We start from the raw sequence: 12,448 nt of genomic DNA on the forward strand, positions 1-12,448 counted from the left end.
ACGTCAGAGCAAACGCTATTGACAAAACCACCTACTGCGTGATACTTTATAGTAGTAGTAAGTAATACTGCATACCTGTCATACAGAGTAGCGAGGAGTGATTGTGCTGGAAAACCTAACGGAAATGCTCAAAGGGGTGCTTGAGGGTTGTGTCCTTGAAATTATAAGCCGCAAAGAAACCTACGGCTACGAAATCACGCGGCGGCTGAACGCCCTCGGCTTCACAGATGTTGTGGAGGGAACGGTGTACACCATCCTGATCCGGCTTGAAAAAAACAAGTTGGTGGAGATCACCAAGAAGCCCTCCGACATGGGACCGCCGCGAAAGTTTTTCGCGATCAACGACGCGGGTCGTGAGGAGCTTCGGAGGTTCTGGGATAAATGGGAGTTCGTATCATCAAAAATATACGAGTTAAAGGAGAAATGATAATGAATTTTTGGGAAAAAATTACCGGCAGCGACATGACTAAAGAAATGAAAATTTTTGAATCGCGTGCCAAAAAGCTGCCGGCTGATTATCAAGCGGCATGGGAAAAAGTTAATGTGAATCTTTGGTCGTATTCAGATTTCACCGGCCGCAACCTAATGCCAATTCTCGACGGTGTGCTTGGTCTGCTCGAAGAGGCGGCGGCTGACGGTCAGAGTGTCCAAGAGGTTTTGGGTGACGATATCAAAGGCTTCTGTTCAGCGCTGGCCGGCGAAGAAGGGGCAAAATCTTATCGCGACAAGTGGCGCGAGCAACTCAACAATAATATCGCTAAAAAATTGGGTAAATAGGAGAATGGATAAAATGAGCATACAAGATATCATCCAAGGCAAAAAAGAATGGCGGGCGCACATGGCGCGTGTCAAAGCGCTCCCACGAGATTATCAGATTGTTTATAAAGAGATTCAAAAATATTTCTTTAAGGTCGGCCCTGTTGAACTAACCGACGGTACGGGTTTGCTATCGGGGATTGTTGATCTTTTTGAAGAGGGCGCGGCCTTGGGGAAAGGCGTTCTTGATGTGACGGGAAGTGACGTAGCGGCTTTTTGCGACGAACTAATTAAAGATTCAAAAACTTACGCTGACATCTATCAAGAATCTGTTAACCAAGAAGTTAACAAGGCAATGAAAAAGGTGACGGATAAAAAAAAGTAAAGGTGGGATAACGGGATGGAGAAAGCAATTCAAGTGAAAGGGCTGCAAAAGTCTTTCAAAAACACAGAAGTCTTAAAGGGCGTCGATTTTGAAGTGAAGCGAGGCGAGATTTTTGCCCTGCTTGGCTCCAACGGCGCGGGCAAGACGACGATTGTCAGAATCCTCACCACGCTGCTCAAGCTGGACGGGGGCACCGCCACCGTAAACGGTTTTGACGTCGCGTCAAGACCCGAGCATGTGCGGCATGCGATCAGCCTGACCGGGCAATTTGCCGCCGTGGACGAGATATTAACGGGGAGGGAAAATCTCATCATGATCGCCAAACTGCGACATCTTAAAAATCCGCGTCATGTCGCGGATGATTTACTGAATCGCTTCGGCTTGAACGATGCCTCCGACCGTAAGGTGTCCACCTATTCGGGCGGTATGCGCCGTAGGCTCGACATTGCCATGAGCCTGATCGGAAAGCCGCAGCTTATTTTCCTTGATGAGCCGACCACCGGGCTTGACCCCGAGGCGCGCATTGAGGCCTGGAAGATTGTGAAAGAGCTTGCCAACGGTGGAACGACGGTATTCCTGACCACTCAGTATTTGGATGAGGCTGAACAACTAGCCGATCGAATTGCCATTTTGCATGAAGGCAGGATTATTGCCAATGGCACGCTTCAGGAACTGAAAAAGCTGTTTCCGCCCGCAAAGGTGGAGTATGTGGAAAAACAACCTTCATTAGAAGAGATTTTCCTCGCAATTATCGGTAAAAAGGAGGCCATGTAAATGGAGACGGTAAAGAGTCACTTTTTTAGCGACATGAGCGTGATGCTTGGACGTTCCATGCGTCATGTTTTCCGCAGCATGGACACCATCATCACGGTCTGCATCACTCCGATTGCGATGATGCTGCTGTTTGTCTATGTGTTTGGCGGCTCAATCCAAACCGGTACGGATAATTATGTGAACTACCTGTTACCCGGTATTCTGCTGATTGCAATTGCAAGTGGTATATCCTATACGGCTTACCGCCTGTTTATGGATAAGCAGCGGGGCATCATTGAACGGTTCCACTCCATGCCGATTGCGCGTTCCGCCGTGCTGTGGGGGCATGTGCTGACCTCACTAGTTTCCAACTTCATTTCTCTTGTCGTCATCATTCTCGTAGCGCTCATTATGGGCTTTCGCTCGTCGGCAGGGTTCCTGCCATGGCTAGCCGTAACCGGTATACTCTTGCTGTTTACGCTGGCTTTGACTTGGGTCGCAGCGATTGCCGGATTGTCCGGAAAATCGGTGGAAGGTGCAAGCGCATTTTCCTATCCGCTTATCTTCCTGCCGTTTATCAGTTCGGCCTTTGTGCCGACCGATTCGATGCCGAAGGTCGTTCGCGTTTTTGCCGATAACCAACCGGTGACTTCAATCGTGGAAACTATCCGTGCGCTTCTGTCAGGTCAGCCTGTGGGCAATGATATTTGGATCGCGCTTGCGTGGTGCATCGGAATTATGCTCGTAGCTTATATATTTGCAATGCGCGCGTACAAACGGAAAGCAACTTAATGTTTGCAGGTAGTAAGTCGCAGCGAAGTGATATTCTATTACTCCTTTATGTGAAAGGGAATAAAGAGAACCAGGGAGCAGACCCGCAAGGGTGGCCTGTTCCCTTTCTTTGAAGTAGGCATCAAATCGAGGATTCCGTTACGCAAACGGGGAACAATAATTTTAACCAAGTTCATTTAGGCTGCCGATTACTTCAGTGGCCTTTTGTGCTTGTTTAGGGGTTTTTCTTGGACAATTATGCCTATCATTTCCTATATTGTGATATTATCGATGGGGTATGGTGCTTTGGATTCGACTACGGTGGGAAGATTTTTGCAAGGGTGCTTATGCTTTCGGGTATCGGAATTATCGGTATGTGCTCAACCTTTATTATTCAGACAGATTGGAGAGATGAACATGGGAAATACGGATAAGTTTGAAATGATCGCTAATATTTACGACACTCCTGAAAGAATCCAAATCGCCATGGTGTCATCAGATGCCATCCGTGAATATTTAGTTGACGCTAAAAGTAAGAATGCTATCGACTTTGGGTGCGGAACCGGTCTTGTTGGCATGAACTTGTTAAACGATTTTCATTCTATGCTTTTTCTGGATACATCATCAAACATGATTAATCAAATCAAACAAAAAATTTCCGATTTCAATATTCGAAATGCAGATACGTTATGCTTTGATTTTGAAAAGGAAGGCTTATCGGATTTACGTGCCGACTATATTTTTATGGCTCAGGTTCTACTTCATATTGATGATTATGAATTCGTTTTATCAAGATTATTTGATGTTCTCAATGAAGGAGGACATTTGCTCATCGTAGATTTTAATAAAAATGAAAATATCGTTTCAGATATCGTTCATAATGGATTTCATCAAGATGAGCTAACCGACCTGATGACGAAAATTGGGTATAAGAATATTCAATCCAAAACTTTTTATACTGGAAGTAAAATATTCATGGGACAAGATGCATCGATGTTCATTCTTGATGCTCAAAAGTAACTTGCCGTGACAGCGCGGGACAGTGCGTTACAGACGGAGTGAGTACCGTCTGTTTTTATTTGAAAAGCTTGTGGACTATTTTTTGGTTGGAAGGACGGTTTTTGTGTGGCAAAAAAGAAAACAATGAAAAGAATCAACAAGATTCTCCTGACTGCGATAGGCGGAATTGCGCTTATTTTGGGTGTTTTAGCGGGTTATGTTTATTTCTTCGTACTTGAAAAGCCTGCTGAACCGGATAAATGGTCTGCTGCGGAGCGCTATGTCTGGAATAAAATCAAGTTTGACCAGGATGCACAAGTAATTTCTGCCGACGGTTCGGAATATTATTTACTTGCCAATAAGGGAGCAGCTGCTGAAGATAAATTGATCATTTATTTTTCTGGGGGCGGTGTGGCCTGGGATGCGGTGACTGCCGCGCAGCCAATCAGTCTGAGTAATGTAATGAAGAACGGTGAGATCAAATATTACTTTCCGAACATTCCATTCTTTAAAGTAAGTACGCTTGGCGGCCTGTTGAAAAATAATAACCCTGACAATCCGTTCAAGGATTGGAATATTGTATATATCCCTTATTCTACTGGTGATCTGCATATTGGGAATGCATCCAAGGAATATATGGACGCCAAAGGCAAGCCATTTACAATGCGTTACAACGGTCAAGCCAATACGCGTGCAGCATTGGAATGGATTGCAAACCATTTTGCTGCGCCGGAAAAGATCCTCATTGCGGGAGAAAGCGCCGGAGGGTTCGGAGCTGCTTTCTGGGCGCCTGAGATTGCGAAACGCTACCCGGATGCCCGCATTTATCAATATTCGGACGGCTCCTACTTAAATGCCGACCGCTGGCCGGATATTATTGATAACGAATGGAAGGCCAACTTTGCGGCAACCTTTGGTTATGAAGTCGACGGCGATTTGATTTCATCCGTATTCGCGGCGAACCGCAAGCTGCTCCCGGACAATGCGGTACTTTTGCAGTCCAATACGCTTTATGATGAGCTGCTGTTCGACTTTGAAAAGGATCTGAATGGTGACGTTTCGGACGATGGCGAATATGTGCATCGCTGGTCGGCCCGCATGCTGCAATCTGCCAGAGAGCTAACTGAAGTATTGCCAGGCTACTATTATTACATCACTGATTACGGTCTTAACGAGAAGACGGGCAGGACACCACATACACTCTCTCCATTAAATCATTTCTACAAAGCCGAACAGGACGGGGTGAAGCTGATGAAGTGGCTGGACGATGCCGTGAACAAGGATGAATATTACTCCGTGGGGCGGCATTTTGTAGAGAAAAAGGGCTGACGCTGTCAGAGGGGGAGAACTATTCTTTACATTAATTCACTATCAGCACTTGCTATCTTCTTCATTGAAATGAAGACTTAATTTATTTCTTATGGGGCATCCCCGCTATCTTAGTTATTTTTGGTGAACACCAGTTAGCCCATTACGCTAATGGGAAACGATAGTTGAATCATCTATAACCAGGCCGCCGATTACTTTGACGGCCTTCTGTGCATGTTCGCGGAAATGAAGATAACAATTTGATTCACGTACAATCTCATAAGCACGATCAGAACATGTCAGCCGTTTGCTTGTTCAACGGATCTTCTTTCCTTCCGTTGTCTCCGTCTGAGCATTACAAACACACACCCAATTCCGATCAAAAATACCGTTGTGGTGATGATGCTGCCCTCCAATCCGAATGCCCCGCCCGTCAGCCAATCCGGACCGGCGAGTTGGAAATGGAACAGATGCCCACCCTCTGCCGCGCTGCCACCGACTTCCGCCCCGTAGATGTTGCCTAAAGCCCAGTTCCATACCACGTGCCAGGCACACGCTCCCCAAAGCGATCCTTCCGCGATGCGATAGAGTGCAAGAAATAACCCGAACAGAAATAGATTACAGAGAACCAAAGGAGAGAAGCCGTTGTTCAGACCGTGAACACAGGCAAAACAAAGGGAAGAAAGCAAAACCCCGATCCAAGGGTTCGTACGGATGCTGATCGTCTGAAGCAGCCAACCGCGATACAACACCTCTTCTGCCGAGGCTTGAACTGCCCACCCGAGGAAGACGAGCATAATTCCTCCAAGCGCCGGCACTCCTTCCAGCGGACCGCTTAAGGGAATGAAGCTTCCGATGTTCAAGAGAACCGCGATGCCTGTCGCAAAGCTTATCATTAGGAAGCCGATACATAGGCCCCGGAGGTATCCAGAAACGAGTCCTTGGCGTGAAAAACCAAGTGTCCCGAAAGGACGGCGCTCGAACCATTTCAGCCACCCCCAGAGCATCAGATAGATAGGCACATTCAAAAGCCATAAGATGAGAATCTTCGCGATAGCAGAAAAGATGGCAGGCTGATGAACAAGAGACTGCTCAAGTCCTGAAAGAGCCGTGCTCAGGGAACCGGACAGCGTTTCCGCGAGCAGGATACTGACAAGAACGAAAGCGAAGGAGAGCAGCACCGCTGCTATCGGATGAGTAACACGCTTCGTTTGAGCACGTAAGGTTAATGTCGGGGATTCGGGTTGCAATAAAGTCTTCATGGTCATGGCGTCTTACTCGTTCCTCCCTTAAGGGTATAAGTCGTCTGATTTTGTATTTGAACCAGCCGTTCATCGGAAGCTTTCTTCATCGCCGATTTCCGATTGTGAACATTTAGCTTGGAATAAACATTGGAAATATAATTTTTGACCGTACCTTCCGATAAACCCATGCGATCGGAAATGGCTCGGTTTGCGATCCCGTCCGAAATATACTTAAGCACTTGCAGCTCCCTCTTGGTTAATCCGTACGGTGATTCCTTCGGATTGGCCGTACCCAGAGAGCGGGCAAACAACGATTTGGCCACCTCCTGCGTAATCATCGTTTCTCCGCGGTACACCAACCTTATCGCTGCTGCGAGATCCAAGGGATGGATTGCCTTCAGGATGTACCCTTCAGCACCTGCATTTAAAGCCCCGACGACGTAGCGTACGTCTTGAAACGTAGTCAACACAAGGACCCTGACCTCAGACCACCTTGCTTTGATAATAGCAGTTGCCTCTACTCCGTCCATGATGGGCATATGGATATCCATCAACACCAAATCGGGCTTCAACCGATTCACTTGATCAACGGCTTCCTTCCCGTCGGCCGCCGTTGCAACGACTTCAATATCCGCTGCCGAACCAAGGACAATCTTCAGACTTTTACGAATGATCTCTTGATCATCTGCGATCAGTACTCGGATGTCTTTCATTTCCGGTGTATTTTTTTCGTCGGAATCGTACATGCAATTACCGTCCCATTTTCAGAATGTGAAGTTATCGCCAAGGTGCCGTTCAGATTTGCCGCCCGTTCGTACATAGCCTTTAACCCGAAGCCTTCGACCAGTTCGCTTTCCCCCTTCCCATCATCGGCAATTTTGATTTCGACGCATTCCTCCGAGTAGGCAAGCTCAATGCGGATCGAAGAAGCCTTTCCATGCTTGTTGGCGTTAGTCAAGGATTCCTGCAGACAACGGATCATCGTTAATCGAACGTTTTCTGAGACAGTATATTCCGTTCCTTCGACATGCACTGCAATTTCGGTCCCCGTATGGAACGCAAACTCACCGGCGATTTGCGAAAGAGCTTCTGTAAGCGTCCGCGCCTCCTCTTCCGGAGCAATCTGATGGATATGCCTTCGAACCTCGTCCAGTCCGTTTCTCGTCACTTCAAGCAGCTCCTGCAGACAGTTTTTCGCTTCTTGCTGGTCGACGTCGATGAGGTAATGCACCGCATCCATCCCCGTAATTGTCGTGGCAAACGTATGGCCGACCGTATCGTGAAGTTCACGTGAAAGTCGGTTTCGTTCCTCCGTCAGTGTCAGTACTTCGATTTGTTTGGCATAAAGCTCCAAAGTCTGGTTTTGTTTGGTGATCAATCCATAGGAGGCAATCAACTTTTGAAAGCAGAAGCCGCTGCCGTAGAGAACCCCGAATTCGATGGCCACGCTGATTGTCGTTTCTATCCCGGTCCCCCGAAACCATCCGGCCAGTAATGGAATGACAATAACGGATGAAGCAGCCGAGACGACGGCGATTCGGCCGACACTCATATACCCCAACATGATGGAAGGGAAATTATAAAATCCGAATTCGAATTCGACTGTCGAGCTTGCTGCCATCAAGCAGAAAAAGGTTCCGTTAAGTAATAATTCGGCCAGAACCGGGAACATCCGCGGAATGCCGCGGCGCATAAAGAGGACCATCGGCGTAACATAAGCCAAGGTGTAAAACAGCAAAATGAGCCACCGGTCACCCGTGGCTGCAAACCCCGCGCTGCCGCTTAAATCGCCGCCAGCGCGGCTTAGGAGGTAATGAACCCCCAGCAGGAACCATAAGGTTCGAGTGCCGATGATCACATAATCAAACCAATGCCTGTACGGTACGGTAGCTGCCACCTTGTTACGGACCCAAACACAAGAACTCAGGGACTTGGCGGACACAGGATTCCTCCCTCTTTTTCTTTAAGGTATCATAAAAAAGTCATAACAGAGTAGTGACTTTTGATTGATAAGAAAATGTTGTTAGAAGTAGAATCAAATCACATGTTGAGAAAGCAAGCATGAATTAACGAATATATGATAAATGTAGAAAGGAAATTCTTTGCCCGAAATCGATAAATGCTTTTTGTCACTACGCTAAACAATGAACTCTTTGCCATTGGAAAAGGACCTCATCTTCCGCCTGATATCGGATATGAGGTCCTTCTTTTATGACCGGAGGCGTTTCAATTCCGCGCGTCCCGCTTGGCTCCACTCGATATTTCCGTGAAGCAATAGCTTCGCTTTGCTTGTTGCCCGCACAAATGTGACGTTTCAGCTGGCATTACGGCGCAGCAGCAATGAGGCAAGGGCCGAAATCGCGCTGATTCCCCCACTTGTCAGGAAAGCTGCATGGTACCCGGACAGCTGCGAAGCACCGACTATTTCGTCGGCAGATGGCTGCCCGCCTGCCACTGCGTGAGCCACGGTTACGAGTACCGCTATGCCGAGCGCGCCGCCTAGCTGGCGGGCGGTATTTTGCAGCCCTGCTGCGATGCCGGAATCTTTGGATGGGATACCCGCGAGCACAGCGTGAATGGCCGTCATCAGCATCAACCCTAGCCCTGCGCCAATGAGCAAGCTGGGAAGCAGCAGCCAGGTGACGTAATCCGGATGAAGCGGCAGCCAATTTAGCCAGACGAATCCTGCCGCGGCCAGAAGACCGCCGAAGAAAGGAAGCCTATGGAATCCCGCATCCTCAAGACGGCGAGAAACAATAGCGGTGGCGGCCAACATACTGGCCATCGGCAACAGGGCAAGACCTGTGTCAAACGGACTGTAGCCTTCGATATTTTGCAGGACAAGCGAGAGAAAGTACATATTGGCCGTCAAGGTCGCGCCGAGCCCAAGTACCATGATCATACCGACAGGCACGTTCTGGTGACGAAAGATTTCGAGACGAATGAGCGGCTGCTTCGCACGGAGCTCCACCCAGACGAACGCAGTCAAGAGAATCAGCGATAATCCGAGCGTCCAGAGAACGACCGGTGAGTCCCAACCTCGATCGACCGTCTGCGTGATCCCGTAGATGAAGGCTGCGACAGAGAGTGTAATCGCAGCCGCACCGGGAATATCCAGCTTCTCCCGCTTGGCGTTTTTAGGCTGGCGCTGGAGACTGAGCGCAACGATTATTATAAGCGCAACACCGATGGGCACATTGACGAACATAACCCAGCGCCAACTGGCGAAGCTGGTTAGCATACCGCCGATAATAACTCCGAAAGCGGAAGCGAGCGACGAAGATGCTGCCCATAACGAGATCGCCCGTTTCTGCTTGGGACCTTTCGGATAAGAGGCCACGATGACCGCTAGCGTAGATGTAGCCAGCACCGATCCTCCGAAGCCCTGAACAGCCCGTGCAGCAATTAGCATAACACTGTTTGTGGCAAGGCCGCCAACAAGGCTCGCACCTGTGAATAGCATCAGCGCGGTTTGCAGAATGACTTTTCTCCCATAGATATCGCTTGCTCTGGAAGCGAGCAGCATGAAGCCGCCGAGCATTAACAAGTACGCGTCCACAACCCATTGTTGCCCCGTGGCCGAGAGACCAAGGTCGGCACTCATCGCCGATAACGCGACGTTAACGATGGAACTGTCCATGACAACCATAAACGCGCAAACACAAGCGATAGTCGAGGCAATCCATGCAGGAACACCAGGTCGCAGCAATGGTGTCGAGCCGACTGTCGCGGCGGAAGAAGATGCAGAGTTCATAAGCTTCACCTCTTGTAACGATTTACGCCTCGATAGACGTTTTTCGCTTATTATCATACACTGGAAAGAATGAGGCATGATAACGCTATTCGGACAAAATATATCGAAAAATGGCCACGAAAGGATCGATTGACATGAAAAATGAGACCATTGATTATAGTGACCGGCTGGACGGTCCTTCTTTGACCGCGTTCTGGGGCACGGAAAATTCCGCTCACGATTTTCGGCTTGGCACGCGCGAATACGATTGGCACAGTCACAAGCGCGGACAAATCTTTTGCGTGGAGAGCGGCCTTATTCATGTCCGCACCGTGCATGGCTCATGGCTGCTTCCTCCGCATCGTGCTGGCTGGATACCGCCGGACGTGCGTCATAAGGTCAGCGTGAGCGGCGCGATGAATGGATGGTGTGTGCTTGTCCTTCCTGAGATCGGTCGTGATTTGCCGTCACACCCTTGCGTGATCGGCATTTCCGAGCTGATGTACGCTTTGGTCCGGCGGGCAGCCTCCTGGTACGATCAGGACTTTCTGGAGCCGAAGCAGGAGCGAATCGCTGCCGTTTTGCTCGATGAAATCGTTCAAGCGCCGTTGGAGTCTTTACACTTGCCCATGCCTTCCGAGCCCCGTCTTCTGCGCATTGCGAACGAAATCTTGCAGTGTCCTGAGGACAGCCGAACGCTGGATGACTGGGCTGCATGGGCCGCTCTTTCCCCTCGGACCTTGCGGCGGCTGATTCTGGCGGAAACCGGCTTGACGTTCGCTCAGTGGCGTCAACAGGCACGGTTGACGCATGCGCTGGAAATGCTGGCACAGGGGGATTCTGTCGCAATGATTGCCGACGCGCTGGGCTATTCTTCGCCCAGCAGTTTCATCGCGATGTTCAGACGTGCTTTCGGGGACTCACCGGGCCGTTATTTGGCGACACGAGAGGAGAAATAATCAATGAATGCGCCCGCAGTTTTTCGGCAGTAGGCAAGAATTTTGGTCGTTATGTGCCGCGGCGCTTGTTCGTTTATCACGAATGGGCAGGATAGTCGAATCAATTCGCGAAAGGCGGAAAAATATGAAGAAAGATGAAACGCCAAAGGAATTAAAGGATATCGGATGGATTTTATGACACTGTCATACCAAGTGGCTGACGGCTGTGAATATCACCTGTTGCTGTTCAGAGATAAGATAAGGATACGAACTGAACGGAAGGGATGATGGACGCTATGAAAGGGAATGGCAGCAGATTACGCTTGTTAGATATTTTAAGAGGTTTTGCCATTATGGGAACACTTGGAACGAATATTTGGATCTTTGCTCATATGGGGGACTCAAATTATATATTCACCTTTAAGAACAGTGAGTGGTGGGCGTCCTTCCAACAATTCGTAAGAGTGCTTGTCCTGTTTTTGGTTAATGGAAAGCTGCTTGGATTGTTGACCATTATGTTCGGGGTTGGACTGGAGATGAAGTACCGGCAGGCATTGAGAAGGGGCAGTCCATGGCCCGGCGTTTATATATGGACGTCTGTTATCCTTCTGGCAGAAGGATTCATTCACTTCTCTCTAGTAATGGAATATGATATTCTCATGAGCTACGGCATCACGGCGATTATTACTGCTTTTGTGATCAAAGGCGGAGACCGCGCTATCCGTAGAGCAATGAAGATTATTGGCGGATTGCATGGGACTATTATGCTTCTTATTTTGGTCTTCCTCATCTATCTTGGTGTGACAGGTGGTAATATATCTTTAGGGGATATGAAAGAGACAGTGTTACTATATAAGGAGGGCGGTTGGCTTCAACAGATAGCTTTCAGGCTCGGGAATTTTATAACGCTGCGGTTAGAGACTCTATTTGTAATCCCGATGAACATATTTCTGTTCCTGCTAGGCATACGTATGATGAGGTCGGGGGTCTTTGCGCCCGATGAGAATGGTAAGAAGAAACGGAAGAAGCTTCTTCATATTGGATTATGCATAGGCCTTCCGCTTAATATGCTTATTTTCATACCCGGCGGCTATTTTGATTTGCCTATACGCTATTTATTTGCCCCCATCCTTTCTCTCGGATACATCGGGTTGATTGCTAAGCTGATAGAAGCATATGAGAAACTATGGTTGTGGAGCAAGCTTGAACAAGTAGGCAAAATGTCGCTCAGTTGCTACGTGATGCAAAATGTCATTTCTGCAGCCATCTTTTATGGATGGGGCTTTGGATTGGGCGATAAGGTGAATTCGGTAACCGTTGTATTCATCTGGTTGGCGATATGCTATTTCCAAATTATCTTTGCGTCAATATGGTTGAAGCGATTCAAGTATGGTCCAATGGAAGCAGTGCGAAGATTCACCTCAAGTTTAATAAGAAATCAGTAACGAAAGAGATGAACAAATAAGGTGTGTATGAACGATGAAAAGAAAAAAATATATCCCTTAGATCATATTGAAAAATATCTTATGATCGATGTCCTTGTCATTATAGTTTTAGTTTT

The 12,448-nt window shown here is 48.2% G+C and carries 13 protein-coding genes; 9 read left to right on the forward strand and 4 right to left on the reverse strand.

Annotation, left to right across the window (positions count from 1 at the left end; translation table 11 throughout):
* The first annotated feature begins 124 nt into the window (after positions 1-124).
* From ACFQ0N_RS30935 to ACFQ0N_RS30965, 7 genes are all read left to right on the forward strand, one after another.
* Positions 125-427: a PadR family transcriptional regulator gene (locus ACFQ0N_RS30935; protein WP_379333946.1), complete on the forward strand. Its 303-nt coding sequence runs from the start codon at positions 125-127 to the stop codon at positions 425-427.
* A gap of 2 nt (positions 428-429) precedes the next feature.
* Positions 430-777, forward strand: a complete 348-nt coding sequence (locus ACFQ0N_RS30940; RefSeq protein ID WP_379333777.1) for a DUF1048 domain-containing protein — start codon at positions 430-432, stop codon at positions 775-777.
* A 13-nt stretch (positions 778-790) separates the two neighbouring features.
* Complete coding sequence (locus ACFQ0N_RS30945; RefSeq protein ID WP_379333779.1) at positions 791-1,141, forward strand: DUF1048 domain-containing protein; 351 nt, start codon at positions 791-793, stop codon at positions 1,139-1,141.
* Between the two features lie 15 nt (positions 1,142-1,156).
* Positions 1,157-1,915, forward strand: coding sequence for an ABC transporter ATP-binding protein (locus ACFQ0N_RS30950; protein WP_379333781.1), 759 nt, complete (start codon positions 1,157-1,159; stop codon positions 1,913-1,915).
* Positions 1,916-2,686 carry an ABC transporter permease gene (locus ACFQ0N_RS30955; protein WP_379333783.1) on the forward strand — a complete coding sequence of 257 codons (771 nt, stop codon included), beginning with the start codon at positions 1,916-1,918 and terminating at the stop codon, positions 2,684-2,686. It begins immediately after the preceding gene.
* Between the two features lie 396 nt (positions 2,687-3,082).
* A complete protein-coding gene (locus ACFQ0N_RS30960; RefSeq protein WP_379333785.1) occupies positions 3,083-3,685 on the forward strand; it encodes a class I SAM-dependent methyltransferase in 603 nt (200 codons plus the stop codon).
* A gap of 105 nt (positions 3,686-3,790) precedes the next feature.
* A complete protein-coding gene (locus ACFQ0N_RS30965) occupies positions 3,791-4,993 on the forward strand; it encodes a pectin acetylesterase-family hydrolase (protein WP_379333787.1) in 1,203 nt (400 codons plus the stop codon).
* Positions 4,994-5,271: 278 nt separating this feature from the next.
* Here ACFQ0N_RS30965 and ACFQ0N_RS30970 read toward each other — a convergent pair whose 3' ends face one another.
* The 4 genes from ACFQ0N_RS30970 to ACFQ0N_RS30985 all read right to left on the reverse strand — a co-directional run bounded on the left by ACFQ0N_RS30970 (position 5,272) and on the right by ACFQ0N_RS30985 (position 9,970).
* Positions 5,272-6,240, reverse strand: a complete 969-nt coding sequence (locus ACFQ0N_RS30970; protein WP_379333789.1) for a CPBP family intramembrane glutamic endopeptidase — start codon at positions 6,238-6,240, stop codon at positions 5,272-5,274.
* Positions 6,237-6,962: a response regulator transcription factor gene (locus ACFQ0N_RS30975; protein WP_379333791.1), complete on the reverse strand. Its 726-nt coding sequence runs from the start codon at positions 6,960-6,962 to the stop codon at positions 6,237-6,239. Before ACFQ0N_RS30975 ends, ACFQ0N_RS30970 begins: the two co-directional genes overlap by 4 nt.
* A complete protein-coding gene (locus tag ACFQ0N_RS30980) occupies positions 6,926-8,158 on the reverse strand; it encodes a sensor histidine kinase (RefSeq protein WP_379333793.1) in 1,233 nt (410 codons plus the stop codon). Before ACFQ0N_RS30980 ends, ACFQ0N_RS30975 begins: the two co-directional genes overlap by 37 nt.
* Before the next feature lie 372 nt (positions 8,159-8,530).
* The gene (locus ACFQ0N_RS30985; RefSeq protein ID WP_379333795.1) at positions 8,531-9,970 is read right to left on the reverse strand and encodes an MFS transporter; all 1,440 of its coding nucleotides are present in this window, start codon (positions 9,968-9,970) and stop codon (positions 8,531-8,533) included.
* Between the two features lie 134 nt (positions 9,971-10,104).
* On the opposite strand from ACFQ0N_RS30985, the gene ACFQ0N_RS30990 reads away from it, so the two are divergent.
* Positions 10,105-10,908, forward strand: a complete 804-nt coding sequence (locus tag ACFQ0N_RS30990) for an AraC family transcriptional regulator (RefSeq protein ID WP_379333797.1) — start codon at positions 10,105-10,107, stop codon at positions 10,906-10,908.
* Between the two features lie 275 nt (positions 10,909-11,183).
* On the forward strand, positions 11,184-12,332 hold the full coding sequence (locus tag ACFQ0N_RS30995; protein WP_379333799.1) for a DUF418 domain-containing protein: 1,149 nt from the start codon (positions 11,184-11,186) through the stop codon (positions 12,330-12,332).
* The last annotated feature ends 116 nt before the right edge of the window (positions 12,333-12,448 follow it).

Origin of the sequence: Paenibacillus sp. GCM10027626 (assembly GCF_042676285.1) — a bacterium.
GTDB lineage: Bacteria > Bacillota > Bacilli > Paenibacillales > Paenibacillaceae > Paenibacillus_Z.

What these genes read in the sequence shown, in the direction of transcription:
- ACFQ0N_RS30945 (WP_379333779.1), top strand. Translation starts at nt 791, where the DNA reads ATGAGCATACAAGATATCATCCAAGGCAAAAAAGAATGGCGGGCGCAC.
- ACFQ0N_RS30950 (WP_379333781.1), top strand. Translation starts at nt 1,157, where the DNA reads ATGGAGAAAGCAATTCAAGTGAAAGGGCTGCAAAAGTCTTTCAAAAAC.
- ACFQ0N_RS30995 (WP_379333799.1), top strand. Translation starts at nt 11,184, where the DNA reads ATGAAAGGGAATGGCAGCAGATTACGCTTGTTAGATATTTTAAGAGGT.
- ACFQ0N_RS30975 (WP_379333791.1), bottom strand. Translation starts at nt 6,962, where the DNA reads ATGTACGATTCCGACGAAAAAAATACACCGGAAATGAAAGACATCCGA.
- ACFQ0N_RS30985 (WP_379333795.1), bottom strand. Translation starts at nt 9,970, where the DNA reads ATGAACTCTGCATCTTCTTCCGCCGCGACAGTCGGCTCGACACCATTG.
- ACFQ0N_RS30935 (WP_379333946.1), top strand. Translation starts at nt 125, where the DNA reads ATGCTCAAAGGGGTGCTTGAGGGTTGTGTCCTTGAAATTATAAGCCGC.
- ACFQ0N_RS30990 (WP_379333797.1), top strand. Translation starts at nt 10,105, where the DNA reads ATGAAAAATGAGACCATTGATTATAGTGACCGGCTGGACGGTCCTTCT.
- ACFQ0N_RS30970 (WP_379333789.1), bottom strand. Translation starts at nt 6,240, where the DNA reads ATGACCATGAAGACTTTATTGCAACCCGAATCCCCGACATTAACCTTA.
- ACFQ0N_RS30960 (WP_379333785.1), top strand. Translation starts at nt 3,083, where the DNA reads ATGGGAAATACGGATAAGTTTGAAATGATCGCTAATATTTACGACACT.
- ACFQ0N_RS30940 (WP_379333777.1), top strand. Translation starts at nt 430, where the DNA reads ATGAATTTTTGGGAAAAAATTACCGGCAGCGACATGACTAAAGAAATG.
- ACFQ0N_RS30955 (WP_379333783.1), top strand. Translation starts at nt 1,916, where the DNA reads ATGGAGACGGTAAAGAGTCACTTTTTTAGCGACATGAGCGTGATGCTT.